Raw genomic sequence first — 26,413 nt, 5'->3', positions numbered from 1 at the left:
TGGGGGTGCGCGGCGCGTGGCCGTTCGGGGCGAGCCGCCACTGACGACGCCTCCGGGCGAGTGACCCCCACGGTCGGGCCTTCTTGGTCCGCGAGGCGGGATACCTAATCTGATGGCATGTCAGATGATCTGTCGTACGAGCTGCTCGGCTTCGACAACGTGCTGTTGCCCGTCGGGAACCTCGGGGAGGCCGTGGGGTTCTACGAGCGAGCGGGGTTCGCGGTGGCGTTCCGGTTCGACGAGGCCGGGATCGCGCTGCTGAGGGTGGGGGGCGAGACGCCCGGGATCCTGCTCAGGCAGGAGGAGGGGCTGGGGCACCGGCCGCCGCCGTGGCCCTCGCAGAGGGTGTGGCTGGAGGTGCCGGACGCGCGCGTGGCGGCGCGGCGGCTGGCCGAGGCCGGCGTCACGCCGCTCGACGCGCCGTTCTCCGTGGCGACCGGGTGGACCGTCGAGGTCGCCGACCCCTGGGGGAACGTCCTGGGGTTCACGGACTACACCAAGCGGCCGGAACTCGGCCGGAGGCCCTGACGCCCGACCATGACACCCAGCCGCGACGCGGGCCGTGACGCAGGTGCCGCACAAGCGAGTTGAACACGTTCAAAAGCAGGGCTACAGTCATCCCTGACAGCGTTTTGAACGCGTTCGAAAGGGTGGGGAACATGGACCGCACGGTCATCGCCTACGTCATCTACCTGGTCGTCAGCATCGCGCTGACCATCTGGGTCGCCCGGACCCTCAGCCGCAACGGACGGGTCTTCCTGGCCGACGTGCTCCAGGGCAACGAGAAGCTCGCCGACGCCGTCAACCACCTCCTGGTGGTCGGCTTCTACCTCGTCAACCTCGGCTTCGTCGCCCTCTACCTGAGCGGCGACGAGACCATCCAGGACACCCGGGGCGTCTTCGAGGCCCTGTCGACCAAGCTGGGTGTGGTGCTGCTGGTCCTCGGCGTGATGCACCTGGGCAACGTGTACGTGCTCAACCGGATCCGGCGGCGTGGGGTCATGGAGCGGGAGCAGGTCCCGCCGGTCGCCCCGCAGGCCTGGGCCACCCCGTCGGCCGGGGCGTGAGCACCGTGACCGCCCCGCAGGCCACCACGGGCCGGGACGCCGCGCGCGTCCCGGTCCGCCGGCTCACCGTCCTCTACGACGCCGACTGCGAACTGTGCGCCTTCGTACGCGACTGGCTGAACCGTCAGCCGCAGCTGGTGCCGCTGGAGCCGATCCCGGCCGGGTCCGCCCGGGCCCGGGACCGCTTCCCCGGCCTCGACCACCGCGCCACCCTGGAGGAGATCACCGTCGTCGGCGACTCCGGCCAGGTCTACCGGGGCGCCGCCGCCTGGATCGTCACCCTGTGGGCGCTGCGCGAGCACCGCCCGCTCGCCCACCGGCTGAGCACCCCCGCCGGGGCGAAGCTGGCCAAGGGCGCGGTCCTCGCGGCCGCCAAGTGGCGCGGGGCACGGGCCAGGGACGCACGGTGGGGTGGAGCCTCGTACCGGAGCGCGGACGGCTGGAGCTACGACCCGCGCCAGGGCTGGACGCACACCCCGCCCACCTGTGCCGACGGGGCCTGCTCAACTGGTTAGGCTCTCGTCCGTGTCCGCCAACAACGACGGCCCCGCCGAGGCCGCTCCCCCGCCCCCTACCGAGCCCCACGAGGCGTCGCCCGCGTCCAAGTCGGAACAGACCCGCGCGCTGATCCTGGAGACGGCGATGCGGCTGTTCCAGGAGCGCGGTTACGACAAGACGACGATGCGGGCCATCGCCCAGGAGGCCGGGGTCTCCGTAGGAAACGCCTACTACTACTTCGCCGGCAAGGAGTGGCTGATCCAGGGCTTCTACGACCGCCTCGCCGCCGAACACCGCGAGGCGGTCCGGGACATCCTGGCGCGGGAGACCAGCCTGGAGGCCAGGATGGCGGGCGTCCTGCGGACCTGGCTGGACGTGGCGATGCCGTACCACGAGTTCGCGGTGCAGTTCTTCAAGAACGCCGCGGACCCGGACAGCCCGCTCAGCCCCTTCTCCGCGGAGTCGGAGCACGCGCGCGTGGAGGCGATCGCCGTCCACAAGGAGGTCCTCGCGGGGTCGAAGGCGAAGGTGCCGGAGGAACTGCGGGAGGTGCTGCCCGAGTTGATGTGGCTCTCCCAGATGGGCCTCGTCATGTACTGGATCTACGACCGTACCGAGGGCCGTGAGCGCAGCTACCGGCTCGCCGACCGGGGCGCCCGGCTCACCGCGCGGGGCGTGTCACTGGCCCGCTTCCGGGTGCTGCGGCCCCTCGTCCTGGAGATCCACGAACTGTTCACGGACTTCCTGCCGGGCATGACCAACGCCCTGCCGGACCCGAGCCGGAAGAACGGGAAGGGCGAGAAGGGCGGGAAGGGCGAGAAGGGCGGCACGAGCGGGGCTTCCTAGGGCGCGGCGGACGGTGCCGTGATCAGGGCCCAGACCGTCTTGCCGTGGCGGCCCCTGCTCCACACGCCCCACGCGGCGGCGATGTGCTCCACCATGTGCAGGCCGCGGCCGTGTTCCTCCCACTCGCCGACGACCCGCAGCCGGGGTTCGTGCCGGCCCTCGTCCGAGACCTCGATCAGGCAGGAACCGTCGGCGAGGGCGGTCACGGCCACCTCGAACTCACGCTCCAGCAGCGGCCCGTGGCGTACGACGTTGGTGGCCAGCTCGGACACGACGAGGAGCGCGTCGGCCAGCGCCCCGTCGTCCGGGCCGTGCCCCCAGTCGGCCAGATGGTCCCGTACCCGGCGCCGGGCGAGACCGACGGCGGCCGGATGCCGGGGCAGCCGGAAGGAGTTGCGTCTCAGCACGTCTGCTCCTCATCCCGCGCACACCACCGTCACGTGGTGGTGCGTCGGGTGACTGCCCGCTGCCACGAGGGCTCAAGCCCGGCGGCCGCTCAGATCCAGTCCAGCTTCCACAGCCGGAACACCCCGTTGCCGTCCGCCAGGTACTGGCCGCCGCCGACGTCCGCGGTGGAGACCACGTACTCCTTGCGCTGCCAGAGCGGGATGACCGGCACGTCGTCGGCGACGACCTGCTGGAGGGCGCGGAAGTCGTCGGAGACCCGGCCGCGGTCGGCGTACTGCCGGCTGTCCTTGATGTACCGGTCGACGGTCTTGCTGCTGTAGCCGGTGTTCATGGTGGAGCCGGTGCCGACGAGCGGGCCCGCGAAGGTGTCCGGGTCGGGGTAGTCGGCGACCCACCCGACGGCGTACGCGTCGAGCTTGCCGCCGGCCCAGCGCTTCTGGAAGTCCGTCCACTCGTACCCCTTGACGTCCACCTTGAACAGACCGCCGGCCTCCAGCTGCCGCTTCAGCTCCGCGGCCTCCTCCTCGGCGGCGCCGCTGCCCAGGCCGTAGCCGTAGGTGAAGGTCACCGGGACGCTGACGCCGGCCTGCTCCAGCAGCTCGCGCGCCTTCCCGGGACTCTGCTCCGGGTAGGTGTCGAAGAACGAGGTGGTGTGGCCGGTGAGACCGGTCGGGATGAGCGAGTACAGCGGCTCCACCGTGCCGTCGTACACGGTCGCGGCGAGCTGCTCGCGGTCGATCAGCCAGGCCATCGCCCGGCGGACGGCCGTGGCGGACAGTGGGGAGCCGGAGCGGGTGTTGAGGTACAGGTTGCGGGTGTCGGAGCTGTCGGCCTCGGTGACGCGCTGGCCGGGGTCGCTGGCGTTGAGGGCCGCGAGGGTCGAGGGCGGCAGCTGCCGCGTGGCCACGTCGATCTTCTTGGCCTGCCACGCCTTGTTCAGGGCCTCGGGGTCGGCGAAGTAGCGCAGTTCGACGGGCGCGCCGGTGCCCACCGCGCCCCGGTAGCGGGAGTTGGGCGCCAGGTCGGCCCGCTCGCCCTTCGTATACGCGGTCAGCTCGTACGGGCCGGTGCCGTAGACCCCGTCACCGCTGCGCAGGGCGTCGGCCGGGTAGCGGGTGCGGTCGACGATCGAACCGGCCCCGGTGGCCACCTTGAACGGGAACGTGGCGTCCGGCGACGAGAGATGGAAGGTGACGGTCAGTCCTTTGGCGTCCACCGACTCCAGGGTGGAGAACAGGGAGGCCGGACCGACATCGGAGTCGATCTTCTTGACCCGGTCGAAGGAGTACTTCACGTCCTCGGCGGTCACCTGGGTGCCGCTCGGGAAGGTGAGGTCGTCGCGCAGCCGACAGCGGTACGTGTCCAGCCCGCCGCCCTCGAAGGCGCAGCTCCTGGCCGCGTCCGGCACGGGCGAGACCCCGCCCGGCTCGTACGTCAGCAGGGACTGGAAGACGTTGCTGAACAGCGCCCAGGAGCCCGCGTCGTAGGCGCCGGCCGGGTCGAGTGAGGTGACGGTGTCGGTGGTGCCCACGGTGATGGTGGCGCCGCTGTCCTGCTGCGACGGCAGCAGTTGCCAGCCGCCCACGCCGATGACCACGAGAACCAGCAGCGTCACGAGAATCCGCATGCGAACCGATCGCATGGTGATGCCCCGCCCTCCCCGGGCACACAAAAAGGCCCGGAATTCAACAGAAAGCCACCCCCCTTGGTGGCGCGGCTCACCTAACCACACGCGTTTCAACGGGGGGAAGAGAATTCTGGCGGGACGAGAAAGAACTTACCGACGCCTTGTTTCGGCGGAGTTTCACAGCTCTCCCACAGTTTCTCCGCCGCGATCATCACCGGCCCCTGCGGTTGACCTGCGTCGAGGACAACGGAAGAAACAGCGGAAGAAACAGAAGAAACAATGCGCACGGCACCGGTCGCGTCGGCGGCCGGGCAGGTGGACACGGTCTACGACGACTTCTGCAAGCCGGCCGCCTCGCTGGAGGAGCCCGCCAAGAAGGCCGTCGGCGGACTGGGCAAGCGGATGCACGACGACGTCCTGGTGCCCCTGCAGAACAAGGGCTATGGGGAGGGGACGGCGGCGCCCTACCTGGAAGATGATCGACGACATCGAGCGGCAGCTCGACGACGCCACCGCCGTGGCGAACGCGGCCCGCAGCGTGGACGGCGTGGGCGAACTGCGAGCCGCCCAGCGGGATGTGAAGGACGCCGCCCGGCGGGCCACGCAGAAGGGCTGCATGTCAGCGCGAGCGGCACGGTGTCCACCAGCGTCACCGACGGCGTCTGCAAGGTCGACTCGGGCGACATCGACAAGAAGGCCATCGAGGACGCCCAGCGCGAGATCAGCGAGATCCTGCAACGCGGGGTGGCTGCGGACCGCAACCTCGCCTTCAGCCTGACCTCGAACCTCGGGCTCGGCCAGTGGTTCAACGACGATCCGCGGTTCACCGACATCAACTCGACCCAGCGGATCGGGAACGACGAGTACAACGCGCTGGATCTCGCCATGCAGGGCAAGAACCCCTACCCGGGGCTCAGTTCGGGCGACCCTACTCGCTCGGCTGGGACTGGGTCTCCACATCACCACCAGCAACGAATCGTTCCCGCACTTCATCGGTCACTACGACCGGCTCGAGAAGACCAACCGTGAAGAGGGCCTCTTCTCCTCCGTGGACCAGGAGATCGTGTGGACCGAGCGCATCCCGGCAAAGGAGAAGTAGTTCCGTGATCCCGATCGCCCCGACAGGCAGGCGGCCCCGTGCGGTGGCCGCCCTGACGGTGCTTCCGCTGCTGCTGCCGCTGAGCGCCTGCTCCTCCGACGCCGGCGGGTCCTGCATGCCGCGGGACACGGCCGGCGTCAGCTCCGCGGACCTGGACGGCACCTACGAGGGCGCGACGCTCACCCTCGGCTCCTCCGACGGCACCGGGACCGGCAAGGTCACCGTGCGCGGCTGGCCCACGGGCGACTGGTACCGGAGCGAGCTGGGCGACACCTTCGACGGGTCCGGACAGTGGCGGTTCGACCCCGGCGCCGGTACCGACGACGGCCCCCGGGTGGAGCTCCGGTTCACCGAACCGGAGCTCTTCCTGAGCGACTACACCGTCGACACGCTCTCCGTCGCCCGGGACGCCGAGCGCACCTTCCTCCACGAGGACGACGATCCCGACGTCTGTGCCGGGTTCCGTCTGCAGTCGGAGAAGTGAGCGGGCCGGCCCGGGCGGGCTCACGCCTGCCGCGAGGCCAGCTCGATCACCGTGATGTCCGAGGGCGCGCCCACGCGCGTGGGCGGCCCCCAGGCGCCGGCGCCCCGGGAGACGTACAGCTGGGTGTCGCCGTAGCGTTCCAGCCCGGCCAGGGTCGGGTTCGCGGCCTCCGCGATCAGGTTGCCGGGCCACAGCTGGCCGCCGTGGGTGTGGCCGGAGAGCTGGAGGTCGACGCCGTGGCGTACCGCGTCGTGGATCTGGACGGGCTGGTGGGCGAGGAGCACGCACGCGCGTGTGGTGTCCCGGTCGCCGAGCGCGCGGGTGAAGTCCGGGCCCAGGCCCTCGCTCTCGCCCGCGATGTCGTTGACGCCGGCGAGGTCGAACCAGGGCAGTTCGGTGCGGGCGTTCTCCAGGGGGCGCAGGCCCAGCCGCCGTACCTCCTCGACCCACTGCTCGGCGCCGGAGAAGTACTCGTGGTTGCCGGTGACGAAGAAGCTGCCGTGCCGGGCCTTGAGCTGCGCGAGGGGCGCGGCCGCCGGGCCGAGGTCCTTCACACTGCCGTCGACGAGGTCGCCGACGACCGCGATCAGGTCGGGCTGCGTCCCGTTGATCGTGTCGACGACCTTCTGCGCGAAGCCCCGGCCGAGCACCGGCCCCAGGTGGATGTCGCTGACGACCGCGATCCGGTAGCCGTGGGCGGCGCGCGGGAGCTTGGCCAGCGGGACGGTGACCCGCTTGACCGTCGGGCCGCGCAGGACGCCGTAGGTGCCGTAGCCGACCGTGCCGACGGCGGCCGCGGCCGCCGCGCCGCCGACGACCCGGGAGACGAAGAGCCGCCGGGAGGGCGCCGGCCGCGCGGGCTCGGGCTCCTCGGAGGGCACCCGGTCCGGCTCGGAGGTGCCGGAGCGAGCCGTGTCGGAACCCGCCGTGTCGGAGCCCACCGGGACCGGCACCGCCTCCCGTTCCGGCGCGGCAGCCTCGGCGTGGGCCGCCCGCCGCTCCAGGAAGCGCCGCAGCAGGGGTCGTACGACCTCTCCCGCGACCACGCCGAGCAGCAGGTAGATCGACAGGGCCAGCCACAGGAAGCCCGGCCAGGCCAGGGTGCGCTGGAGCCAGAAGGGGGCGCCCGTGCGTTCGGCGACCAGGGCGCCGATCGCCATCACCCAGCCGCCGGCGATCAGCACTCCACCGCCGCGCCGGGCCCAGCCCGGACCGCGGGTGGTGTCACGGACCAGCCGGCGCCACAGGTACCAGTTGCCCCCGACCAGGACGCAGAGCGCGAGGAGCACGAAGAGGAGCGCCATCACCTATGCCGCTCCTCGCAGTGCGCGCAGCCCGCGCAACCCGATGACCCCGACGACCGTCCCCAATACGAAGGAGACGACGGCGAGCGTCAGGTGGACCCAGAAGTACGCCGTGGGATCGCCGTCGTCGAACGCGAGCCCGCTGCTGTCCTTGATCAGGTTTTTGACGAAAGTGACCCAGATGACCCAGCTCCACACCCCGAAGGCGAGCAGGAACCAGGAGACGGGGCGGCTGAGCTTCATGAGTTCAGTATCACCGGCCGGTGTCCGGTTCCATGACGGGGGTGGGGAGGGCGGCGGGACTTCCCGTCGTGTGCCAGGTACGTTCTCCGTCGTGCCCGCACCCATGAAGCAGACCGTCAGGCGATCCCTGCTGGTCACCTCCGCGACCCTCGCGTCCCTCGCGCTCACCGCGCCCGTCTCGCTCGCCGCGCCGAGCCCGTCCCCGTCGAGCAGTCCGTCCGGCAGTCCGACGGGCAGTCCGACGGGCAGTCCGACGGGCAGTCCGACGGCCGCTCCCCCGGCGAAGATGTCGACGGTCGGCGGGGTCCGGCTCGGGCAGCCGGGGACCCAGGTGGCGCTGGCGGGCGACGCGCCGGTGGTACCGAAGGACGTCACCGCGCGGTCGTGGATCGTCGCGGACGCCGAGTCCGGGGAGGTGCTGGCCTCGCACAACGCGCACTGGCGGCTGCCCCCGGCGAGCACGATGAAGATGCTGTTCGCCGACACCGTGCTGCCGAAGTTCCCGAAGACCACCGAGCACAAGGTGGTGCCCGCCGACCTGGAGGGCATCGGCTCCGGCTCCAGCATGGTCGGCATAAAGGAGAACGAGACGTACACCGTCCACGACCTGTGGCTCGGTGTCTTCCTGCGCTCCGGCAACGACGCCGTGCACGTGCTGTCGGCGATGAACGGCGGCATCTCGAACACCGTCAAGGAGATGAACGACCACGCCGAGGAGCTCCAGGCCCTCGACACCCATGTGGTCTCCCCCGACGGTTACGACGCCTCCGGCCAGGTCTCCTCGGCGTACGACCTGACGCTGATCGCCCGCTCCGGGCTCCAGAAGAAGGACTTCCGGGAGTACTGCTCGACCGTCTCGGCGAAGTTCCCCGGCGAGACGAAGAAGAACAAGAAGGGCAAGACGGTCCGCGGGACCTTCGAGATCCAGAACACCAACCGGCTGCTCAGCGGCGACTACGACATCTCGCAGTACCCGGGCATCGCGGGCGTGAAGAACGGCAACACCACCAACGCGGGCGCCACCTTCACCGGGGTCGCCGAGCGCGACGGACGGGTGCTGCTGGTCACGGTGATGAACCCGGAGAAGTCCGACCACAACGAGGTCTACAAGGAGACCGCCAAGCTCTTCGACTGGGGCTTCGCGGCGGCCGGCAAGGTGACGCCGGTGGGCGAGCTGGTGGCGCCGAAGGGCACCGAGCAGGCCGCCCAGCCCGGCGCGAACCCGTCGTCCTCCGCCACGGCCGGGGAGTCCGGCGAGGCGGGCGGCGCCGGGAAGGCGGGGGACAAGCCCGTGGCGGGCGCCGTCGCCGAGGACGGCTCCCGGGGCATGTGGACCGCGCTGGCGATCACCGGCGGGGTGCTGGTGCTGCTCGCGGGCGGCGCGTTCCTGGTCAACCGGCGCTGGCCGCTGCCGGATCTGGTACGCCGTCGTCGCTGACCCCGTCCGGCCCGGGGCCGCCGGCGCTGCCCGTCGCCGTCCAGGCGGCGCTGTACAGGACCAGCTTCGCGGTGAGGTTGATCCACAGCAGCAGGGCGATGGGCACGCCGAACGCGCCGTACATGCTCTTGGCGGCGACGCCCTGGATGTAGCCGCTGAGCAGCAGCTTCAGCAGTTCGAAGCCGACCGCGCCGATCAGCGCGGCGACGACCAGGCGGCGGCGCGGCGGTTCGACGCCGGGCAGCAGGGTGAGGACGTAGAGCAGCACCAGGAAGTCGGCGAGGACGGCGATGGCGAAGGCGATGGCCCGCAGCAGGATGCCGCCCCAGCCGTCCTTGTCGATGCCGAGTGCGTCGATGATCCGGCCGACCAGGGCGGAGGCGACGGTGGAGATGGCGAGGGTGACCAGTACGGCGCCGCCGAGACCGACCAGGATGCCCGCGTCCTTGGCCTTGCTCAGGACCGGGTTCTCCTCCTGGTCGGGCAGCTCCCACACCGCGCGCAGACAGTCGCGCATCTGATTGACCCAGCCCATGCCGGTGAGCAGCAGCAGCACGCCGGCGATCAGGCCGATGGTGCCCGCGTTCTGGACCAGGTTGTCGATGTCGAGCTGGTCGGAGATGCCGGGGACCTGGTCGGCGATCTTGTCCTGGAGGTCCTCCTGCTGGGACGTGCTGAGGGTGGCGGCGGCGATCGCGGCGGCCAGGGTCAGCAGCGGGAACAGCGCGATGAAGCTGATGAACGTCATCGCGGCGGCCAGCCGCGTCCACTTGACCCGGTCCAGTCGCTCGTACGACCGCCACGCGTGCGTCGCCATCAGGCGTGTGACGAACGGCCCGATCCCGGGAAGCTTTTTCAGCCAGTCCATGATCCCACTCTGCCCTGCTCACGGCCGCTGACGCGGAAGACGAGCGTACGGGTACCCCAGAACCGCAGGACGGTCGCCAGCGCCATGCCGATCCCCGCCCCGGAGACGGTGTCCGCGCGCTGCGAGGTGAGCCCGAGGCCGTAGTGGCTGACGGCGAGGCAGAGGAGCTGGACGAGCGCGCCGGCGATGTTCACCGCGAAGAACACGGCGTACGGGCGCAGGCCCGGCACGCGCGTGTGCCGGTAGGTGCCGAGCGCGTTGCCGAGGTAGGCGACCGAGCAGCCGGCCAGGAAGGAGAGGGTCTTCGCGGTGAGCGGGTCGAGGCCGACCGGGCCGCGCAGCCAGGTGAACAGGGCGAGGTCGGTGGCGTAGGCGAGGAGGCCGACGGCGGCGAAGCCCAGGAGTTCCCGCCGGCCTACTACCAATTGGCCACCGCCAGCGCGTACATGGACAGCCAGACCAGGCCGATGAGGGCGAGGGCGCGGTCGCCGAGGACGACCTCCTCGGGTTCGCCGGCGGTGCCCCGGTCGGCGAAGACGGCGTAGCGCAGGACGGCCAGGATGAAGGCGACCATGGACAACTGACGCCAGGGCAGCACGCTGGTGTGCGGGACGCCGCCCTCCTCCAGCGCCCACAGGCAGTAGCCGAGCACGGCGACCCCGGCCGCGAGCTGCCAGACGAAGCGCAGGTAGCCGGTGGTGTACTCGGTGAGCAGCGCGCGGGTGGCGCCGGCCGTGCCGGCCATCTGGACGGCCTCGGAGTAGCGCTTGGCCGAGACCATGAACAGCGCCCCGAAGCCGGTGGTGATGAGGAACCAGCGGGACAGCGGGATGCCGAGCGCGAGGCCGCCGACCATGGCCCGCATCAGGAAGCCGGTGGTGACGACGACGAGGTCGACGACCAGGACGTGCTTCAGGCTGACGCAGTACGCCAGTTGCATGCCGAGGTAGGCGGTGAGGAGCGCGGCGACGGCCGGGGTGGTCAGCCAGGCCGCGGCGGCCGGCGCGAGGACGGCGAGAGCGCCGCCGACGGCGTGGGCGACCGGCACGGGGACCTGTCCCGCGGCGACCGGGCGGTGCCGTTTGGTGGGGTGGGCGCGGTCGGCGTCGGCGTCGCGGGCGTCGTTGATCAGGTAGACGGCGGCGGCGCAGGCGGTGAACAGGACGAAAACCAGGGCGAGTTCGGTGAGGGCGGGCCAGGAGAAGAGCCGGCCGGCCGCGGCGGGGGCGGCGACGACCAGGCTGTTCTTGACCCACTGTTTGGGGCGGGCGGTGCGCAGGAGTCCACCGAGGAGGGTGCCGGTGCGCAGGGGCGGGCCGCCGTCCGCGCCCTCGCCTCGGGTGGGGGCGGGCAGCCGGCCGCGGGTGCGCTGCTCCCGCAGCGCCGCGTCCGCGGGGCGGGCGGGGTCGGTGAGGGGTCCGGCCTCAGTCATGAGCGCCCCCTTGCCCGCCCTGTACGCCCTCCTTCAGCCAGCGCGCTCCGATACGCGCCGTGAGCGCCCCCAGCGCCGCGCCCGCCGCCACGTCGGAGGGGTAGTGGACGCCGACGACCAGTCGGGACAGGCACATCGCGGCGGCCAGCGGGCGGGCGGCGCGCAGGCCCAGCGCGCCGAAGGCGACGGCGGCGGCCGCGGCGGAGGTGGCGTGCGAGCTGGGGAAGGAGTGCCGCCCGGCGGTGCGCACCAGGGGCTCGACGTGGGCGGGGCGCGGGCGGCGCACGATCCGTTTCACGCCCATGCTGGCGACGTGCGCGCCCGCGGTGAGCGCGGTGGCGCGCAGCCAGGCGCGGCGCCGCCCGCCGTCCACGGCGGCTCCCGCGAGCCCCGCCGCGAGCCAGAGCGCGCCGTGCTCGCCCGCCCGGGACAGGGCGCGTGCGGCGGCCGCCACGCGCGGGTCCGCGCCACGGGCGCGCAGCGCCGAAAGGATTCGGTGGTCGATGCCGCCCGTGCCGCCCGTCTCCGTGTCGTCCATCTCGTCCTTGTGGTCCTTGTGGTCCATGCGGACTCACTGTTCACGGCGGCACCATCAGAACACCGGCAATATTGAGCGACATCCCATTAATCACCCATTTCGGGGAGTAGGTGAGGTTTCAAAACCAATCGCAGATAACCGGGCGATACGGTCACCGTCATGCCTGCCGAGACCGTTTCCGTCACGGGATGGGGCCGCACCGCTCCCTCCACCGCCCGTCTGATCCGTCCCAGGACGTACGAGGAGGCCGTGGCCGCCGTCCGGGACTGCGGGGTCCGCGGAGGTATCCCCAGGGGCCTGGGGCGGGCGTACGGGGACGCGGCGCAGAACGCCGGCGGGGCCGTGATCGACATGACCGGCCTGGACCGGATCCACGCGATCGACGCCGACGGCGGGACCGTCCTGTGCGGCGCGGGCGTCTCCCTGCACCGGCTGATGCGGGTGCTGCTGCCGCTCGGCTGGTTCGTACCGGTGACCCCCGGCACCCGGTACGTCACGGTCGGCGGGGCGATCGGCGCCGACATCCACGGCAAGAACCACCATGTCTGCGGGTCCTTCGCCCGCCATGTGCTCTCCCTCGAACTGCTCACCGCCGACGGCAGCATCCGCGCGGTGGGCCAGGGCACCCCGCTGTTCGAGGCGACCGCCGGCGGCATGGGCCTGACCGGGGTGATCCTCACGGCCACCGTGCGGCTCCAGCCGGTCGAGACCTCACTGATGTCCGTCGACACCGAACGCGCCGTCGACCTCGACGACCTGATGGCCCGTCTGACCGCCGGCGACCACCTCTACCGCTACTCGGTCGCCTGGATCGACCTCCTGGCGCGCGGGGCGGCCACCGGACGCGCGGTGCTCACCCGAGGCGACCACGCGCCCCTGGACGCGCTGCCCACGCGGGCCCGCAGGGACCCGCTGGACTTCCGCCCCTCCCAGCTCCCGCCCGCCCCCGCCGTCCTCCCCGAGAGACTGCTCACCCGCCGGACCGTGGGCCTGTTCAACGAACTCTGGTACCGCAAGGCGCCCCGCGCGCGGACCGGTGAACTCCAGCGGCTCTCCGCCTTCTTCCACCCGCTCGACGGCGTCCCCCACTGGAACCGCGTCTACGGCCGGGCCGGCTTCGTGCAGTACCAGTTCGTCGTCGGACACGGCCAGGAGGACGCCCTGCGCAGGATCGTGGGCCGGATCTCCGCCCGCCGCTGCCCGTCCTTCCTCGCCGTCCTCAAACGGTTCGGGGAGGCCGACCCCGGCTGGCTCTCCTTCCCCCGCCCCGGCTGGACCCTCGCCCTGGACATCCCGGCCGGGCTGCCCGGCCTCGGCGCCTTCCTCGACGAGCTGGACGAGGAGGTGGCCGCCGCCGGCGGGCGCGTCTACCTCGCCAAGGACTCCCGGTTGCGGCCGGACCTGCTCACCGCGATGTACCCGCGCCTGGCCGACTTCCGCGCGCTGCGCGCGGAGCTGGACCCGCGCGGCGTCTTCGTCTCCGATCTGTCCCGGCGCCTCAACCTTTAGGGAGCGCCTTGTGGATCTTGCCGGGGTCGCGGGCCCTGGCACGCACTCCCCCAGAGGGGGACCCCCAGCGGCGTTGTCGTCGGTCGCCGACTCCCCCACGCTCGGCTGCGCTCGCGCGGGGGGACCCCATCGCGTCGACTCCCTCCTCCGCCTTGCAGCTGCACGCTCCCCCACTCTCGGCTGCGCTCGAGCGGGAGGGGCCCCCATGACCCCGCTCGGCCAGGCTTCGATGCACCGTCACCGGGAGCCGGCCTGATCCACAAGACACCCCCTAGGAGCTGTCGTGAAGGACGCCTTCGGCACCCCCCAGTCCCTCCTCGTCCTCGGCGGTACGTCCGAGATCGCGCTGGCCACCGCGCGCCGGCTGATCGCCCGCCGCACCCGCACGGTGTGGCTGGCCGGCCGCCCCTCGCCCGCCCTGGAGTCCGCCGCCGCGCAGCTGTGCGCGCTGGGCGCCGACGTGCGCACCGTCGCCTTCGACGCGCTTGACCCCGACTCCCACGAGGCGGTCCTCGGCAAGGTGTTCGCGGAGGGCGACGTCGACGTCGTGCTGCTCGCCTTCGGGATCCTCGGCGACCAGGCACACGACGAGCGCGCGCCGGCGGCCGCGGTGCGCGTCGCGCAGACCAACTACACCGGCGCGGTCTCGGCGGGCCTGGTGAGCGCCCGCGCGCTCCAGACGCAGGGCCACGGCTCGCTGGTCGTGCTCTCCTCCGTCGCCGGGGAGCGGGCCCGCCGCTCGAACTTCATCTACGGCTCCAGCAAGGCCGGCCTCGACGCCTTCGCCCAGGGCCTGGGCGACGCGCTGCACGGCACCGGCGTGCACGTCATGGTCGTACGCCCCGGGTTCGTCCGGACGAGGATGACGGCCGGTCTGGACGAGGCGCCGCTGGCCACCACCCCCGAGGCGGTCGCGGCCGCGGTCGAACTGGGGCTGCGACGGCGGTCGGAGACGGTGTGGGTGCCGGGCGTGCTGCGGGTGGTGATGTCGGCGCTCCGGCACGCGCCGCGCGGGCTGTTCCGGCGGCTGCCGGTCTAGCGCGTGGGCCGGATCGGTCCTAGCGAGTCGGCAGCGAGCCCCGGTCGACGTGGGCGACCTGCGGGGGGACGACCGCGCCTCCGAAGGCGAACTCGCGCAGCCGGCGCCAGACGCCGTCCGGGCCCTGCTCGTGCAGGGAGAAACCGGAGCAGGACCACTCCGCCTCGTACCCGGCCAGCTCCGCGAAGGCCCGGTCCATCGCCTGCTCGTCGATGCCGTGCGCGACGGTGACGTGCGGGTGGTACGGGAACTGGAGCTCGCGCACCAGGGGCCCGGAGGCGTCACGGACCCGCTGCTGGAGCCAGGCGCAGGCCTCGACGCCCTCGACGACCCTGACGTAGACCACCGGTGACACCGGCCGGAAGGTGCCGGTGCCGCACAGCCGCATCGGGAAAGGGCGGCCGGCCGCGGCCACCTGGGTGAGGTGGGCCTCGACGGCCGGCAGCGCGCCCGGCTCGATCTCCGTCGGCGGGAGCAGGGTGACATGGGTGGGGATGCCATGAGCCGCGGCGTCGCCGAAGCCCGTGCGCCGCTCCTGGAGCAGGCTGCCGTGAGGCTCCGGGACCGCGATCGACACGCCGATCGTTACGGTCCCCACGTCTTCTCCTGTCGTCATGACGGTAGTGGTGCTCGTGCCGGGTTCGTACTCAGTCGTACGGCTATCGACTGTACGGCCACGGCCGTGCTCTGGGCAGGCGCAGGGACAGTGATGTGCAGCGCTCTGCCCGGAGGAACGTGTGTGCGGTGCGCCCTCGGTGCTTCCGAGCGCCGCTCAGTGCTTCGCCGGCAGGAAGCCGACCCGCTCGTACGCCTGGGACAGCGTCTCCGCGGCGACGGCACGCGCCTTCTCCGCGCCCTTGGCGAGGATCGAGTCGAGCGTCTCCGGGTCGTCCAGGTACTGCTGGGTGCGGTCCCGGAACGGCGTCACGAAGTCGACGACGACCTCGGCGAGGTCCGTCTTGAGGGCGCCGTAGAGCTTGCCCTCGTAGTTCTGCTCCAGCTGGGGGATGCTCGTGCCGGTGAGCGTCGAGTAGATGGTGAGCAGGTTGCTGACGCCGGGCTTGTTCTCGGTGTCGTAGCGGACGACCGTGTCGGTGTCCGTGACCGCGCTCTTGACCTTCTTCGCGGTGGCCTTCGGGTCGTCGAGCAGGTTGATGAGGCCCTTCGGCGTGGACGCCGACTTGCTCATCTTGATCGACGGCTCCTGGAGGTCGTAGATCTTCGCCGTCTCCTTGAGGATGTACGGCTTCGGGATCGTGAAGGTGGCGCCGAAGCGGCCGTTGAAGCGCTCGGCGAGGTCGCGGGTCAGCTCGATGTGCTGGCGCTGGTCCTCGCCGACCGGGACCTCGTTGGCCTGGTAGAGCAGGATGTCCGCGACCTGGAGGATCGGGTACGTGAACAGGCCGACGGAGGCGCGGTCGGCGCCCTGCTTGGCGGACTTGTCCTTGAACTGCGTCATCCGGCTGGCCTCGCCGAAACCGGTGAGGCAGTTCATGATCCAGGCGAGCTGGGCGTGCTCGGGGACGTGGCTCTGGACGAAGAGCGTGCAGCGCTCGGGGTCGAGACCGGCCGCGAGGAGCTGGGCCGCGGCCAGCCGGGTGTTGGCCGTCAGCTCCTTCGGGTCCTGCGGGACCGTGATCGCGTGCAGGTCGACGACCATGTAGAACGCGTCGTGGGACTCCTGGAGGGCCACCCACTGGCGCACGGCGCCGAGGTAGTTGCCGAGGTGGAACGAGCCTGCGGTGGGCTGGATTCCGGAGAGCACGCGGGGTCGATCAGAGGCCATGCTCATCATTGTCTCAGAGCACGGGGACCACCCGGAACGGCCTCCCGGGCGGCCTCGCGGGCCGCCCGGGGTGCCGGGGTCAGCCCAGGTCGATCTCCGGGTACAGCGGGAAGCCCGCGACCAGGTCCGTCGCCCGCTGGGAGATCTCGTCCGCGATCTTCGCGTCCAGGACGTGGGCGGCCTTCGAGGGGGCGCCCGACTTCGTGGTGCCCGGCTCCGTCGTCGTGAGGACCCGGTCGATCAGGGCGGCGACCTCGTCCATCTCCGCCGTGCCCAGGCCGCGGGTGGTCAGGGCCGGGGTGCCGATGCGGATGCCGGAGGTGTACCAGGCGCCGTTCGGGTCGGCGGGGATGGCGTTGCGGTTGGTGACGATGCCGGAGTCGAGGAGCGCGGCCTCGGCCTGGCGGCCGGTGAGGCCGTAGGAGGTCTCCACGTCGATCAGGTTGAGGTGGTTGTCGGTGCCGCCGGTGACCAGGGTGGCGCCGCGGTTCATCAGGCCCTCGGCCAGCGCGCGCGAGTTGTCGACGATGCGCCGGGCGTAGTCCTGGAAGGAGGGCTGCCGGGCCTCGGCCAGGGCGACGGCCTTGGCGGCCATCACGTGCGGGAGCGGGCCGCCGAGGACCATCGGGCAGCCGCGGTCCACCTGGTCCTTGAGGGAGTCGTCGCACAGGACCATGCCGCCGCGCGGGCCGCGCAGCGACTTGTGGGTGGTGGTCGTGACGATCTGGGCGTGCGGGACCGGGTCGAAGTCGCCGGTCAGGACCTTGCCGGCGACCAGGCCCGCGAAGTGCGCCATGTCGACCATGAGGGTCGCGCCGACCTCGTCGGCGATCTCGCGCATGATCCGGAAGTTCACCAGACGGGGGTACGCGGAGTAGCCCGCGACGATGATCAGCGGCTTGAAGTCGCGGGCGGAGGCGCGCAGGGCGTCGTAGTCGATGAGGCCGGTCGCCGGGTCGGTGCCGTACGAGCGCTGGTCGAACATCTTGCCGGAGATGTTCGGGCGGAAGCCGTGCGTGAGGTGGCCGCCGGCGTCCAGGGACATGCCGAGCATCCGCTGGTTGCCGAAGGCCTGGCGCAGCTCGGCCCAGTCGGCGTCGGAGAGGTCGTTGACCTGGCGGACGCCCGCCCTCGCCAGGGCCGGGGCCTCCACGCGGTCGGCGAGGACGGACCAGAAGGCGACGAGGTTGGCGTCGATGCCGGAGTGCGGCTGGACGTAGGCGTGGCGGGCGCCGAACAGCTCCTTGGCGTGCTCGGCGGCCAGCGACTCGACCGTGTCGACGTTGCGGCAGCCGGCGTAGAAGCGGCGGCCGACGGTGCCCTCGGCGTACTTGTCGCTGAACCAGTTGCCCATCGCGAGGAGGGTGGCCGGGGAGGCGTAGTTCTCGGAGGCGATCAGCTTGAGCATCTCGCGCTGGTCGGCGATCTCCTGGCCGATGGCGTCGGCGACGCGCGGCTCGACGGCGCGGATCACGTCGAGCGCTGCGCGGAAGGCGGTGGACTGGGTGGAGAGGGGCTGCTGCTCTGACATGTCGTCGGCCTCCGGTGGCGTGGGCGTCAAGCGGTCACGGTTCTCGGTCTGGCCCAGGCGCACGGCACTCGGTCACTCACAGGCCGCTCCCCGATGGTCCGTCCCATCCCAGCGCGCCAGTCACGGCCCGTCGGCCAGCCTACCGGGCACGACGGGGCGTGAAGGTGCCGCGTCCACCATCCGAGCGACCATGGAAGGGAGCACCTCGGAGGTCCCGGGAGGTCCCGTGAGTACGACACAAGCGCTGATCGCCGCCGCCGACGCGCACAGCGCGCACACCTACCACCCCCTCCCGGTGGTGATCGCGACGGCCGAGGGCGCGTGGATGACGGACGTGGAGGGCCGGCGGTACCTGGATCTGCTGGCCGGCTACTCGGCGCTGAACTTCGGGCACGGCAACCGGCGGCTGATCGAGGCGGCGAAGGCGCAGCTGGAGCGGGTGACACTGACCTCGCGGGCGTTCCACCACGACCGGTTCGCCGCGTTCTGCGCGGAGCTGGCCGCGCTGTGCGGCATGGAGATGGTGCTGCCGATGAACACCGGCGCGGAGGCGGTGGAGACGGCGGTGAAGACGGCCCGGAAGTGGGGGTACCGGATCAAGGGCGTACCCGCGGAGATGGCGAAGATCGTCGTCGCGGGGAACAACTTCCACGGCCGTACGACGACGATCATCAGCTTCTCGACCGATCCGGAGGCCCGGGCGGACTACGGGCCGTACACGCCGGGCTTCGAGATCGTGCCGTACGGGGATCTCACCGCGCTGCGGGCGGCGGTCACCGAGAACACGGTGGCGGTGCTGCTGGAGCCGATCCAGGGCGAGGCGGGGGTGGTGGTGCCGCCGGCCGGGTATCTGGCGGCGGTGCGGGAGCTGACCCGGGAGCGGGGGGTGCTGTTCGTCGCGGACGAGATCCAGTCGGGGCTCGGCCGGACCGGGCGGACCTTCGCGTGCGAGCACGAGGGGGTCGTACCGGATGTGTATGTGCTGGGGAAGGCGCTCGGGGGCGGGATCGTGCCGGTGTCGGCGGTGGTCGCGAACGCCGAGGTGCTGGGGGTGTTCCGGCCCGGGGAGCACGGGTCGACGTTCGGCGGGAACCCGCTGGCGTGCGCGGTGGCGCTGGAGGTGATCGCGATGCTGCGGTCGGGCGAGTACCAGGCGCGGGCGGCGGAGCTGGGGGACCATATGCACCGGGAGCTGGGGGTGCTGGCCGGGACCGGGCGGGTGACGGCGGTACGGGGGCGGGGGCTGTGGGCGGGTGTGGACGTGGCGCCCGGGTACGGGAGCGGGCGGGAGGTGTCGGAGCGGCTGATGGACCGGCGGGTGCTGGTGAAGGACACGCACGGCCCGACGATCCGGCTCGCACCGCCCCTGGTGATCTCCCGCGAGGACTTGGACTGGGGGCTGGAACAGCTGCGGGCGGTGCTGGAGGTCTAGCGGTGCGGGAGGTCTAGCGGTGCGGGAGGTCTGGGCGGTGCGGGAGGTCTAGAGGATCACGTGGGGTACGAAGCGGGCGTAGCCGTCGGTGATCAGGCCGGAGGACTCGCGGATGCCGAGGCCGGCGGACTCGTCCCGCACCACCCAGGCGCCGAGGACGACGTGGTTGCCGTCGAAGGCGGGCAGGGGGGCCAGCTCCTGGTAGCAGCAGGGTTCGTCCCGCGGTGCGGGGACGACGGGTTCGTCGGACCTCTCGTGGACGGTGACGCCGGCGCCCTCACGGCCGAGGAGGGGCTTGGCGACGTAACCGGTGGTGCGGGCCAGGTCGCGGGGGCCGTCGAGGTAGGCGGGCAGGAGGTTGGGGTGGCCGGGGTACAGCTCCCAGAGGACGGCGAGCAGGGCCTTGTTGCTCAGCAGCATCTTCCAGGCGGGCTCGATCCACAGCGTGCTGCCGGTGCCGCCGCCGTTGTCGAGGGTGTCCAGGACGTGCCCGGCGAAGCGGTCCGTGGTGAGCCACTCCCACGGGTAGAGCTTGAAGCAGCTGCGGATGAAGCGCAGCCGGTGGTCGACGAAGCGGCCGGAGAGCCGGTCGAAGCCGATGTCCTCGACGGGGATGAACGCCGTGTCGAGACCGGCCTGTTCGGCGGTCTCCTTGAGGTAGGCGACCGTCATCAGGTCCTCGCCGAGTTCGTCGGCGGTGGAGTGCGCGAAGTACAGGGGGCTGCCGGGCGGCAGGAGGGGGGCCTGTGTCCGCCAGGCCTCGATCAGGCGTTCGTGGAGGGAGTTCCACTGGTCGGCGCCCGGGAAGCGCTCCTCCATCCAGAACCACTGGGGGGAGGCGGCCTCCACCAGGGAGGTGGGGGTGTCGGCGTTGTACTCCAGCAGTTTGGCGGGGCCCGTGCCGTCGTAGCGCAGGTCGAAGCGGCCGTAGACGGAGGGGAGTTCGGCGCGGCGGTGCCAGGCCTCGGTGACGGCGGCGGCGACGCGCGGGTCGGTGATGCCGAGGTCGGCGAGGCGGTCCGTCGCCACCAGGTGCTCGGCTGCCGCGAGGCACATGCGGTGGAGTTCCTCGACGGTCTCCTCCAGCGCCTCCACCTCGTCGAGGGTGAAGACGTAGTAGGCGCTCTCGTCCCAGTACGGGCGCAGGGTGCCGTCCGGGTGGCGGGTGAGGGGATACACGAGGCCTTGTTCCTCGACGGTCCGCTGCCAGCCGGGGCGGGGTTCGATGGTGCGGCGCTGCATGGCGTACGTCCGCTCAGCCGCCGCCGCTGCCGGAGCCGGAGCAGCCGAAGCCGCCGCGGTCGACGGCCTCGCTCTTGCTGAAGGTGCCGTAGTCGGCGTAGCCGTCGCTGACGTCGGCGTCGTAGTACCAGGCGGCGTCGGTCGCCTTGCCGGTGCTCTTCCTGCCCTTGGCGGTGGAGGTCGAGCCGCTCGACTTGCAGTTCTTGTCGGCGACGACCTTGTAGCCGTAGAGGGAGTCGTAGCTGTCGCGGTCGACACAGCGGCGGTCGGGGTCGGAGCCGCAGGAGGTGAGGGCCGCGGCGACCACACCCATGCCGCCGAGGACGACCGTGCTGGACCTCAGCCGTCGGCGTATTTCCGCCATCTGCGTGTCTCTCCTGTGGTCGGGCCGGTGGTTTCCGGCCGTCAGCCTAGAGATCGGTGAGAGCGCGCGTGCACGGACCCCCTGCCCCGGCCTCCTCGCCTACAGTCCGTTCGTGCTGTCGGAATGGTGTGCGCCCTTGGTGCGGCGGTGTGCTTCGGTACGGCGACGGTGTTGCAGGCGATGGCCGCACGGGCCGCCTCCGGTGGGGGTGGCGGGGAGGCGGCGCTGTTGCTGCGGGCGCTGCGGCAGTGGCGGTATCTGGCGGGGCTGGGGCTGGACGGGCTGGGGTTCGTGTGCCAGATCGTGGCGCTGCGGTCCCTCGCGATCTACGCCGTGGGGGCGGCGCTGGCGTCGAGCCTCGCGGTGACGGCGGTGGTCGCGGCACGGCTGCTGAAGGTGCGGCTGAGCCGGACGGGGTGGGTGGCCGTGGGGGTGGTGTGCGCGGGGCCGGCGATGCTGGGGCCGGCCTCGGGGCCGGAGGGGGAGGAGAGCGGGCCGGGGTGGCTGCCGTGGGCGATGCTCGGGACGGCGGGCGCTGTGCTGGTGCTGGGGCTGGTGGGGCGGTGGCTGCCGGAGCGGGGGCGGGCGTCGGTGCTGGGCCTGGGTGCCGGGTTCGGGTTCGGGGTGGTGGAGGTCGCGGTGCGGTTGATCGACTCGCTCGCGGTGCCGGAGCTGGTGGCCGATCCGGCGGTGTACGCGCTGGTACTGGGCGGGGGTGCGGCGTTCCTGGCGCTGACGTCGGCGTTGCGGCGGGGGTCCGTGACGGCGGCGACCGCCGGGATGGTGATCGGGGAGACGGTGTGGCCGGCCGTGGTCGGAGTGGTGTGGCTGGGGGACGGGACGCGTCAGGGGTGGGAGTCGGTCGCGGTGCTGGGGTTCGCCGTCGCGGGGGCGCTGACGCCGGCCCGCTTCGGAGAGGCGCCGGCCTGACCCTGAACGGGCTGCCACGCGCCGTACGGTCCCCGGGGCGGGGCGCCGACGGTGGCGGTGGCGGTGGCGGGCCGGAAGTACTGCCGGACGTACTGAGGGAGGAACCTTGACGACATCGACGACATCGACGGCATCGACGACGGCCGAGGGCCTGCTGACCTGGTCGCCCGGCCGGGGCCTGGTCCCGGCGCCGGAGCCGGCGCCGGCCGCGGACGGGGCGCTGCTCGTCGCGGACTCGTGGCTGCTGCGCGAGGGCCGGGTGCGCGGGTACGGCAGGCACCGGGAGCGGTTCCTGCGGGCCTGCGCTGACTGCGGCGGTCCGGGGCCGCGCCGGCTCGTCCAGTTCTGGCAGGACGTGACGGCCGTCCTGCCGCGCTCGGGCGCGTGGTTCCCCCGGGTGGAACTGGCCGCCGGGTCACGGGAGTTGCGGCTGCGGCTGCGGCGGGCGCCGGTGCCGGCGACCGGGGTGCGGGTCTGGTCGGCCCCGCAGCGCGATCCGCGGACCGTGCCCCGCCGCAAGGGGCCGGACCTCGGCACGCTGGCCCGGGTGCACGAGCGGGCGGCCGGCGTGGGCGCTCAGGAGGCGGTGCTGGTCGCGCCGTCCGGGGCGGTGCTGGAGGCGGCCACCGCGAGCGTGCTGTGGTGGGAGGAGGACGTCCTGTGCCTGCCCTCGCCCCGGCTGCCCGTGCTGGGCGGGGTGACCGCCGCGCTGATCCAGGAGCGGGCCGTGCGCCGCGGGATCCGGGTCGCCCACCGTGAGCGGACCCTCGACGAGCTGACCGGGCGTGAGGTGTGGCTGGTCAACGCGCTGCACGGGATCCGGCCGGTGACGAGCTGGACGGGGCGGCCGGGACCGCCGGAGCCGGCCGTGCGGGCGGCGGAATGGCGCGGGTGGCTGGACGGCCTGTCGGAGCCGCTTCCGGAGAAACGGTCACCGCCCCGGTCGACGCCGGTGTGGCGCGCTCCCGTTCGGTGACGAAGGGGGTCAGGGGGTCTCCCGCCAGACGTTCAGCGCGCAGGAATGCCCGGGTCGCCTTGCCGGATGTCGGCAACGGAAAGCGCGGTGCACAACGCGTCCAGCGCGCCGGACCAGGCGTGGTCCGGCGGGGTGCCGTACCCCACGACGAGGGCGTCCGGCGGCTCTGCGGTGGCGTCTGGGTGGCAGTGGCGGGGGCGCAGTCCGTCGAGCGCCAGACCCAGCCGGGCCGCCGCCCGGACCACCTGCCCCTCGGTGCCGGGCGGGAGGCGCAGAACAGCGTGCAGGCCCGCCGCGATACCGGTGACGCGGACCCACGGGGCGCGGGCGGCCAGCACCGCGACCAGTGCGTCGCGGCGGCGCCGGTAGCGGGTCCGGGCGGCCCGGACGTGCCGGTCGTAGCCGCCCGAGGAGATGAACTCCGCCAGCGTCAGCTGGTCCAGGACCCCGCAGGTGTCCACGCCGCCCTTGGCGGCCGCGACCGCCTCGGCCACGCCCGGCGGCGCGACCATCCAGGCCAGACGCAGACCGGGGGCCAGGGACTTGCTCGCCGTGCCCAGGTACACCACACGGTCGGGGTCCAGGCCCTGGAGGGCTCCGACGGGCCGGCGGTCGTAGCGGAACTCCCCGTCGTAGTCGTCCTCCAGGACCAGACCGCCGGTGCGGCGCGCCCACTCCACGACGGCCGCCCGCCGGTCGTGGTGCAGCGGGACGCCCATGGGGAACTGGTGGGCGGGGGTCAGCAGGACCGCGCCGCCGTCCGCCAACCCCGCCGGATCCGTGCCCCGTTCGTCGAAGGGCAGCGGGACCGTGCGCAGACCGGCCGCCTCCGTCAGCCTCCAGTGCGCGTCCAGGCCGTACGACTCCACGGCGAGCGTCTGCGCGCCGCGCGCCGCCAGGACCGTGGCGAGCAGCCGCATGCCCTCGGTGAACCCGGCGCACACCAGGAGGCGTTCGGGGTCGGCGTGCACGCCCCGGGCGCGGGCCAGATAGCGGGCGAGCGCGGTGCGCAGTTCGACCCGGCCGCGGGGGTCGCCGTAGCCGAGTGCGTCGTGGGGGGCGGCGGTGAGGGCGCGGCGGGCGGCCCTGAGCCACTCGGCGCGCGGGAAGGAGGCGAGGTCGGGGAAGCCGGCCCGCAGGTCGTACAGCGGCCGGCGGTGCGCGGAGCGGCGCGGGACCGCTCCGGCGGACGGGACGACGGCGCGGTCCGCCACCCGGGTGCCGGAGCCCTGCCGGGCGGTGAGCCAGCCCTCGGCGACCAGGTCGGCGTAGGCCGCGGCGACCGTGTTGCGGGCGATGCCCAGGTCGGCGGCGAGGGAGCGCGAGGACGGCAGCCGGGTGCCGGGGGCCAGCCGGCCGCTGCGGACCGCCTCGCGCAGGGCGTCGGTCAGGCCCCGGCGCAGCCCCGGGCCGGAGGGTTCGAGATGCAGGTCGACGCCGAGAGTGGCCCATGAATCCACCATGGAAATGGACCATACCCGTGGGCTGCCCGGCCCCTAGGGTCGAGGACATGACCACCGACGCAACTGTCCCGTACGCCCCCGAGAACCCCCCGCGCCTGCCCTGGGCCCAGCACGCCCCCGCGGTCTTCCAGGCGATGATCCGCCTGGACGGCGCGGCCCGGCAGGGCGTCGACCCGACCCTGTACGAGCTGGTGAAGATCCGGGCCTCCCAGATCAACCACTGCGCGTACTGCCTCGACATGCACACCAAGGACGCGCTGGCGGCCGGGGAGAGCGTGGAGCGGATCGTGCAGCTCGCGGCCTGGGAGGAGTCGCGGCACTTCTACACGGAGAAGGAGCTGGCGGCCCTCGCGCTGACCGAGGCGGTCACCGTCCTCACCGACGGCTTCGTGCCGGACGAGGTGTACGAGACCGCCGCCAAGCACTTCGACGAGCCCGAACTGGCCCATCTGATCGCCGCGATCACGGTGATCAACGCATGGAACCGGTTCGGGGTGACCGCCCGGATGACACCGGGGCACTACCACCCGGGCGGGCACGCGTGAGCCGTACGACCCGGCTGGACCCTGAGGCCGGGCCGGCAGCGAGGAAGGTCGACGTCTTCCGGGCGCTGCACCGGCGCCGGGCGCCGGGCGACCCGCTGGTGCTGCCCGGTCCCTGGGACGCGGCGAGCGCGCGGGCCCTGGAGGAGGCGGGGTTCCCGGCGCTCGCCACGCCCAGCGCCGGGGTCGCCGCCGCCCTCGGTCACGAGGACGGGCGGACCCCGGCCGAGGAGATGTTCGCGGCGGTCGCACGGATCGTCCGGGCCGTGGACGTGCCGGTGTCGGCGGATCTCGAGGACGGGTACGGGCTCGCGCCGAAGGAGCTGGTGGAGCGGCTGCTGGAGACGGGGGCCGTCGGCTGCAACCTCGAGGACTCCGCCGGGGGTGTCCTGAAGGACCCGCGGGAGCACGCCGACTGGCTCGCCGAGGTGCGGTCCGCGGCCGGCGACCGGCTCTTCGTCAACGCGCGCGTGGACACCTTCGCGCGCGGGATCACCGACCCGGGACGAGCCATCGAGCGGGCCGCGCTGTACGTCGCCGCGGGCGCCGACTGCGTCTATCCGATCGAGGCCCCGGTGGAGCTTCTCCCGCTGCTGCGGTCCGGGATCCAGGGACCGCTCAATGTGTTCGCGACGGTGGGCGAGGGCCCCTCCCCCGCCGAACTCGGCGAGCGAGGGGCCACCCGGATCACCTTCGGGCCGGGACTCCAGCGCCGGGCGACCCAGGCACTGCGGGAGATCGCCGCGCGGCTGAGGTGAGGGCGCGCGGCTGACGTGAGGGCGCGCGGCTGAGGTGAGGGTCAGGGCAGCCACGACCGCCAGGTCGACTCGTGGCCGTCCACCCACTTCTTCGCCGCCTCCTGCGGCGACAGCTTCTGGTCGGCGATCATCAGGGAGACCTCGTTCTGGTCCTCGGTCGTCCACCGGAACTTCTTCAGGAAGGCGGCCGCCGCACCGCCGCCGCGCGCGAAGTCGGCGTTGAGGTACTTCTGGAGCGGGGTGTGCGGATAGGCGCAGGCGACCTTCGCCGGGTCGGCGTCGCAGCCCTCCTGGTAGGCGGGCAGCTTCACCTCTGTCATCGGGACCTTCTCGAAGAGCCACTGCGGGGCGTACCAGTACGTCAGGAAGGGCTTCCTCTCCTTGGCGAACTGTTTGATCTGGGTGATCTGCGCGGCCTCGGAACCGGCGAACACGACCTGGTAGTCCAGGTCCAGGTTGTCCACCAGCGCCTTGTCGTTGGTGACGTAGGACGGGGAGCCGTCGAGCAGCTGGCCCTTGCCGCCGCTCTCCGGGGTGCGCAGCCGGTCCGCGTACCTGTCGAGGTTCTTCCAGTTCGTGACGTCCGGGTGCTGCTTCGCGAAGTACGTGGGGACGTACCAGCCGATGTGCCCGGTGACGCCGAGGCCGCCGCCGCGCGCGATCGTCCCCTTGTCGTCGATGTACCGCTTCTCCTGGTCGGGGTGGCCCCAGTCCTCCAGGATCGCGTCGACCCGGCCCTGGCTGAGCGCGTCCCAGGCGGGGACCTCGTCGACCTGGACGGTGTCGACGCGGTAGTCCAGCTCGTGCTCCAGGAGGTACTGGGCGACGGCCACATTGGCCTGCGCGCCGACCCAGGACTGGACGGAGAGGGTCACGGTCCGCGCGCCCCGCGCGTCGGCGAACGGCGAGGCCTGCCTGGTCATGTCGGCGGCACCGCAGCCGGTGAGCAGCAGCAGGGTGCCCACCAGGGCGGTGGTACGACCTCGCAT

29 protein-coding genes and 1 riboswitch are annotated in these 26,413 nt (G+C 72.5%); of the genes, 14 read left to right on the top strand and 15 right to left on the bottom strand.

What is annotated here, in order from left to right:
• Window positions 1-117: 117 nt before the first annotated feature.
• The 4 genes from ACZ6D7_RS28660 (at window position 118) to ACZ6D7_RS28645 (ending at window position 2,411) form a co-directional block, all read left to right on the top strand.
• Window positions 118-528 carry a VOC family protein gene (locus ACZ6D7_RS28660; protein WP_469496684.1) on the top strand — a complete coding sequence of 137 codons (411 nt, stop codon included), beginning with the start codon at window positions 118-120 and terminating at the stop codon, window positions 526-528.
• Between the two features lie 131 nt (window positions 529-659).
• Window positions 660-1,067 (top strand): hypothetical protein, encoded by a 408-nt coding sequence (locus tag ACZ6D7_RS28655; RefSeq protein ID WP_469496682.1) that lies wholly within the window; start codon window positions 660-662, stop codon window positions 1,065-1,067.
• A 5-nt stretch (window positions 1,068-1,072) separates the two neighbouring features.
• Complete coding sequence (locus ACZ6D7_RS28650) at window positions 1,073-1,582, top strand: thiol-disulfide oxidoreductase DCC family protein (RefSeq protein WP_469496828.1); 510 nt, start codon at window positions 1,073-1,075, stop codon at window positions 1,580-1,582.
• A 10-nt stretch (window positions 1,583-1,592) separates the two neighbouring features.
• Window positions 1,593-2,411 carry a TetR/AcrR family transcriptional regulator gene (locus ACZ6D7_RS28645; protein ID WP_469496679.1) on the top strand — a complete coding sequence of 273 codons (819 nt, stop codon included), beginning with the start codon at window positions 1,593-1,595 and terminating at the stop codon, window positions 2,409-2,411.
• Here ACZ6D7_RS28645 and ACZ6D7_RS28640 read toward each other — a convergent pair.
• Window positions 2,408-2,818, bottom strand: a complete 411-nt coding sequence (locus ACZ6D7_RS28640) for an ATP-binding protein (protein WP_469496676.1) — start codon at window positions 2,816-2,818, stop codon at window positions 2,408-2,410. The two genes, ACZ6D7_RS28645 and ACZ6D7_RS28640, sit on opposite strands and share 4 nt — an antisense overlap.
• Before the next feature lie 89 nt (window positions 2,819-2,907).
• A complete protein-coding gene (locus ACZ6D7_RS28635) occupies window positions 2,908-4,446 on the bottom strand; it encodes an ABC transporter substrate-binding protein (RefSeq protein WP_469496674.1) in 1,539 nt (512 codons plus the stop codon).
• 279 nt (window positions 4,447-4,725) lie between these two features.
• On the opposite strand from ACZ6D7_RS28635, the gene ACZ6D7_RS28630 reads away from it, so the two are divergent.
• Entirely contained in the window at window positions 4,726-5,475 is a 750-nt protein-coding gene (locus ACZ6D7_RS28630) for a hypothetical protein (RefSeq protein ID WP_469496671.1), read from the top strand.
• Window positions 5,476-5,549: 74 nt separating this feature from the next.
• Complete coding sequence (locus ACZ6D7_RS28625) at window positions 5,550-6,029, top strand: hypothetical protein (RefSeq protein WP_469496669.1); 480 nt, start codon at window positions 5,550-5,552, stop codon at window positions 6,027-6,029.
• Between the two features lie 20 nt (window positions 6,030-6,049).
• Here ACZ6D7_RS28625 and ACZ6D7_RS28620 read toward each other — a convergent pair whose 3' ends face one another.
• Both ACZ6D7_RS28620 and ACZ6D7_RS28615 read right to left on the bottom strand, forming a co-directional pair.
• Window positions 6,050-7,333 carry a metallophosphoesterase gene (locus ACZ6D7_RS28620; protein WP_469496667.1) on the bottom strand — a complete coding sequence of 428 codons (1,284 nt, stop codon included), beginning with the start codon at window positions 7,331-7,333 and terminating at the stop codon, window positions 6,050-6,052.
• A 3-nt stretch (window positions 7,334-7,336) separates the two neighbouring features.
• Window positions 7,337-7,576, bottom strand: a complete 240-nt coding sequence (locus ACZ6D7_RS28615; protein ID WP_469496665.1) for an SCO4848 family membrane protein — start codon at window positions 7,574-7,576, stop codon at window positions 7,337-7,339.
• 91 nt (window positions 7,577-7,667) lie between these two features.
• On the opposite strand from ACZ6D7_RS28615, the gene ACZ6D7_RS28610 reads away from it, so the two are divergent.
• Window positions 7,668-9,014, top strand: coding sequence for a D-alanyl-D-alanine carboxypeptidase family protein (locus tag ACZ6D7_RS28610; RefSeq protein ID WP_469496663.1), 1,347 nt, complete (start codon window positions 7,668-7,670; stop codon window positions 9,012-9,014).
• Here the strand turns inward: ACZ6D7_RS28610 and ACZ6D7_RS28605 are convergent.
• Genes ACZ6D7_RS28605 through ACZ6D7_RS28590 form a run of 4 tightly spaced genes read right to left on the bottom strand, consistent with a single transcriptional unit; the run spans window position 8,968 to window position 11,879 of the window.
• Window positions 8,968-9,882 (bottom strand): YihY/virulence factor BrkB family protein, encoded by a 915-nt coding sequence (locus ACZ6D7_RS28605; RefSeq protein WP_469496660.1) that lies wholly within the window; start codon window positions 9,880-9,882, stop codon window positions 8,968-8,970. The genes ACZ6D7_RS28610 and ACZ6D7_RS28605 overlap by 47 nt on opposite strands.
• The gene (locus ACZ6D7_RS28600; RefSeq protein ID WP_469496655.1) at window positions 9,870-10,307 is read right to left on the bottom strand and encodes a GtrA family protein; all 438 of its coding nucleotides are present in this window, start codon (window positions 10,305-10,307) and stop codon (window positions 9,870-9,872) included. The genes ACZ6D7_RS28605 and ACZ6D7_RS28600 overlap by 13 nt, the downstream gene beginning before the upstream one ends.
• Window positions 10,301-11,314: a decaprenyl-phosphate phosphoribosyltransferase gene (locus ACZ6D7_RS28595; protein WP_469496652.1), complete on the bottom strand. Its 1,014-nt coding sequence runs from the start codon at window positions 11,312-11,314 to the stop codon at window positions 10,301-10,303. The genes ACZ6D7_RS28600 and ACZ6D7_RS28595 overlap by 7 nt, the downstream gene beginning before the upstream one ends.
• On the bottom strand, window positions 11,307-11,879 hold the full coding sequence (locus ACZ6D7_RS28590; protein WP_469496649.1) for a phosphatase PAP2 family protein: 573 nt from the start codon (window positions 11,877-11,879) through the stop codon (window positions 11,307-11,309). The genes ACZ6D7_RS28595 and ACZ6D7_RS28590 overlap by 8 nt, the downstream gene beginning before the upstream one ends.
• 132 nt (window positions 11,880-12,011) lie before the next feature.
• Here ACZ6D7_RS28590 and ACZ6D7_RS28585 point away from each other — a divergent pair, with 132 nt between their 5' ends.
• Entirely contained in the window at window positions 12,012-13,361 is a 1,350-nt protein-coding gene (locus ACZ6D7_RS28585) for an FAD-binding oxidoreductase (RefSeq protein ID WP_469496646.1), read from the top strand.
• Between the two features lie 283 nt (window positions 13,362-13,644).
• Entirely contained in the window at window positions 13,645-14,400 is a 756-nt protein-coding gene (locus ACZ6D7_RS28580; protein ID WP_469496644.1) for a decaprenylphospho-beta-D-erythro-pentofuranosid-2-ulose 2-reductase, read from the top strand.
• 19 nt (window positions 14,401-14,419) lie between these two features.
• Here the strand turns inward: ACZ6D7_RS28580 and ACZ6D7_RS28575 are convergent, their stop codons facing one another.
• The 3 genes from ACZ6D7_RS28575 to ACZ6D7_RS28565 form a co-directional block, all read right to left on the bottom strand.
• Window positions 14,420-14,998: a 2'-5' RNA ligase family protein gene (locus tag ACZ6D7_RS28575; protein ID WP_469496642.1), complete on the bottom strand. Its 579-nt coding sequence runs from the start codon at window positions 14,996-14,998 to the stop codon at window positions 14,420-14,422.
• Window positions 14,999-15,172: 174 nt separating this feature from the next.
• The gene (gene trpS / locus ACZ6D7_RS28570) at window positions 15,173-16,186 is read right to left on the bottom strand and encodes a tryptophan--tRNA ligase (protein ID WP_469496640.1); all 1,014 of its coding nucleotides are present in this window, start codon (window positions 16,184-16,186) and stop codon (window positions 15,173-15,175) included.
• Between the two features lie 79 nt (window positions 16,187-16,265).
• The gene (locus tag ACZ6D7_RS28565; RefSeq protein WP_469496637.1) at window positions 16,266-17,717 is read right to left on the bottom strand and encodes a glycine hydroxymethyltransferase; all 1,452 of its coding nucleotides are present in this window, start codon (window positions 17,715-17,717) and stop codon (window positions 16,266-16,268) included.
• 44 nt (window positions 17,718-17,761) lie between these two features.
• Window positions 17,762-17,851, bottom strand: a riboswitch (ZMP/ZTP riboswitch).
• A gap of 56 nt (window positions 17,852-17,907) precedes the next feature.
• On the opposite strand from ACZ6D7_RS28565, the gene rocD reads away from it, so the two are divergent.
• Window positions 17,908-19,149 (top strand): ornithine--oxo-acid transaminase, encoded by a 1,242-nt coding sequence (gene rocD / locus ACZ6D7_RS28560; RefSeq protein ID WP_469496634.1) that lies wholly within the window; start codon window positions 17,908-17,910, stop codon window positions 19,147-19,149.
• A gap of 48 nt (window positions 19,150-19,197) precedes the next feature.
• Here rocD and ACZ6D7_RS28555 read toward each other — a convergent pair whose 3' ends face one another.
• Window positions 19,198-20,391 (bottom strand): glutathionylspermidine synthase family protein, encoded by a 1,194-nt coding sequence (locus ACZ6D7_RS28555; protein WP_469496631.1) that lies wholly within the window; start codon window positions 20,389-20,391, stop codon window positions 19,198-19,200.
• Window positions 20,392-20,404: 13 nt separating this feature from the next.
• Entirely contained in the window at window positions 20,405-20,755 is a 351-nt protein-coding gene (locus tag ACZ6D7_RS28550; RefSeq protein WP_469496629.1) for a hypothetical protein, read from the bottom strand.
• A gap of 123 nt (window positions 20,756-20,878) precedes the next feature.
• Here ACZ6D7_RS28550 and ACZ6D7_RS28545 point away from each other — a divergent pair, with 123 nt between their 5' ends.
• Together ACZ6D7_RS28545 and ACZ6D7_RS28540 are read left to right on the top strand one after the other, a co-directional pair.
• A complete protein-coding gene (locus tag ACZ6D7_RS28545; RefSeq protein ID WP_469496626.1) occupies window positions 20,879-21,685 on the top strand; it encodes a DMT family transporter in 807 nt (268 codons plus the stop codon).
• Between the two features lie 106 nt (window positions 21,686-21,791).
• The gene (locus tag ACZ6D7_RS28540; protein WP_469496624.1) at window positions 21,792-22,661 is read left to right on the top strand and encodes an aminotransferase class IV; all 870 of its coding nucleotides are present in this window, start codon (window positions 21,792-21,794) and stop codon (window positions 22,659-22,661) included.
• Window positions 22,662-22,693: 32 nt separating this feature from the next.
• Here ACZ6D7_RS28540 and pdxR read toward each other — a convergent pair whose 3' ends face one another.
• Window positions 22,694-24,124 carry a MocR-like pyridoxine biosynthesis transcription factor PdxR gene (pdxR, locus tag ACZ6D7_RS28535; RefSeq protein WP_469496622.1) on the bottom strand — a complete coding sequence of 477 codons (1,431 nt, stop codon included), beginning with the start codon at window positions 24,122-24,124 and terminating at the stop codon, window positions 22,694-22,696.
• A 47-nt stretch (window positions 24,125-24,171) separates the two neighbouring features.
• Here pdxR and ACZ6D7_RS28530 point away from each other — a divergent pair, with 47 nt between their 5' ends.
• Window positions 24,172-24,669, top strand: a complete 498-nt coding sequence (locus ACZ6D7_RS28530) for a carboxymuconolactone decarboxylase family protein (protein ID WP_469496620.1) — start codon at window positions 24,172-24,174, stop codon at window positions 24,667-24,669.
• A complete protein-coding gene (locus ACZ6D7_RS28525) occupies window positions 24,666-25,424 on the top strand; it encodes an isocitrate lyase/PEP mutase family protein (protein ID WP_469496617.1) in 759 nt (252 codons plus the stop codon). Before ACZ6D7_RS28530 ends, ACZ6D7_RS28525 begins: the two co-directional genes overlap by 4 nt.
• A 41-nt stretch (window positions 25,425-25,465) precedes the next feature.
• On the opposite strand, the gene ACZ6D7_RS28520 is transcribed toward ACZ6D7_RS28525, so the two are convergent.
• Window positions 25,466-26,413 carry an ABC transporter substrate-binding protein gene (locus ACZ6D7_RS28520; protein WP_469496615.1) on the bottom strand — a complete coding sequence of 316 codons (948 nt, stop codon included), beginning with the start codon at window positions 26,411-26,413 and terminating at the stop codon, window positions 25,466-25,468.

It is taken from the genome of Streptomyces sp. NPDC041784, assembly GCF_055591025.1.
This window is presented reverse-complemented; position numbering and strand designations above follow the sequence as displayed.

What these genes read in the sequence shown, in the direction of transcription:
- ACZ6D7_RS28530 (WP_469496620.1), top strand. Translation starts at nt 24,172, where the DNA reads ATGACCACCGACGCAACTGTCCCGTACGCCCCCGAGAACCCCCCGCGC.
- ACZ6D7_RS28620 (WP_469496667.1), bottom strand. Translation starts at nt 7,333, where the DNA reads ATGGCGCTCCTCTTCGTGCTCCTCGCGCTCTGCGTCCTGGTCGGGGGC.
- ACZ6D7_RS28545 (WP_469496626.1), top strand. Translation starts at nt 20,879, where the DNA reads ATGGTGTGCGCCCTTGGTGCGGCGGTGTGCTTCGGTACGGCGACGGTG.
- ACZ6D7_RS28660 (WP_469496684.1), top strand. Translation starts at nt 118, where the DNA reads ATGTCAGATGATCTGTCGTACGAGCTGCTCGGCTTCGACAACGTGCTG.
- ACZ6D7_RS28520 (WP_469496615.1), bottom strand. Translation starts at nt 26,413, where the DNA reads ATGCGAGGTCGTACCACCGCCCTGGTGGGCACCCTGCTGCTGCTCACC.
- ACZ6D7_RS28565 (WP_469496637.1), bottom strand. Translation starts at nt 17,717, where the DNA reads ATGTCAGAGCAGCAGCCCCTCTCCACCCAGTCCACCGCCTTCCGCGCA.
- ACZ6D7_RS28635 (WP_469496674.1), bottom strand. Translation starts at nt 4,446, where the DNA reads ATGCGGATTCTCGTGACGCTGCTGGTTCTCGTGGTCATCGGCGTGGGC.
- ACZ6D7_RS28605 (WP_469496660.1), bottom strand. Translation starts at nt 9,882, where the DNA reads ATGGACTGGCTGAAAAAGCTTCCCGGGATCGGGCCGTTCGTCACACGC.
- ACZ6D7_RS28655 (WP_469496682.1), top strand. Translation starts at nt 660, where the DNA reads ATGGACCGCACGGTCATCGCCTACGTCATCTACCTGGTCGTCAGCATC.
- ACZ6D7_RS28595 (WP_469496652.1), bottom strand. Translation starts at nt 11,314, where the DNA reads ATGACTGAGGCCGGACCCCTCACCGACCCCGCCCGCCCCGCGGACGCG.
- ACZ6D7_RS28555 (WP_469496631.1), bottom strand. Translation starts at nt 20,391, where the DNA reads ATGCAGCGCCGCACCATCGAACCCCGCCCCGGCTGGCAGCGGACCGTC.
- pdxR (WP_469496622.1), bottom strand. Translation starts at nt 24,124, where the DNA reads ATGGTGGATTCATGGGCCACTCTCGGCGTCGACCTGCATCTCGAACCC.
- ACZ6D7_RS28590 (WP_469496649.1), bottom strand. Translation starts at nt 11,879, where the DNA reads ATGGACCACAAGGACCACAAGGACGAGATGGACGACACGGAGACGGGC.
- ACZ6D7_RS28630 (WP_469496671.1), top strand. Translation starts at nt 4,726, where the DNA reads ATGCGCACGGCACCGGTCGCGTCGGCGGCCGGGCAGGTGGACACGGTC.
- rocD (WP_469496634.1), top strand. Translation starts at nt 17,908, where the DNA reads ATGGAAGGGAGCACCTCGGAGGTCCCGGGAGGTCCCGTGAGTACGACA.
- trpS (WP_469496640.1), bottom strand. Translation starts at nt 16,186, where the DNA reads ATGGCCTCTGATCGACCCCGCGTGCTCTCCGGAATCCAGCCCACCGCA.
- ACZ6D7_RS28550 (WP_469496629.1), bottom strand. Translation starts at nt 20,755, where the DNA reads ATGGCGGAAATACGCCGACGGCTGAGGTCCAGCACGGTCGTCCTCGGC.
- ACZ6D7_RS28615 (WP_469496665.1), bottom strand. Translation starts at nt 7,576, where the DNA reads ATGAAGCTCAGCCGCCCCGTCTCCTGGTTCCTGCTCGCCTTCGGGGTG.
- ACZ6D7_RS28585 (WP_469496646.1), top strand. Translation starts at nt 12,012, where the DNA reads ATGCCTGCCGAGACCGTTTCCGTCACGGGATGGGGCCGCACCGCTCCC.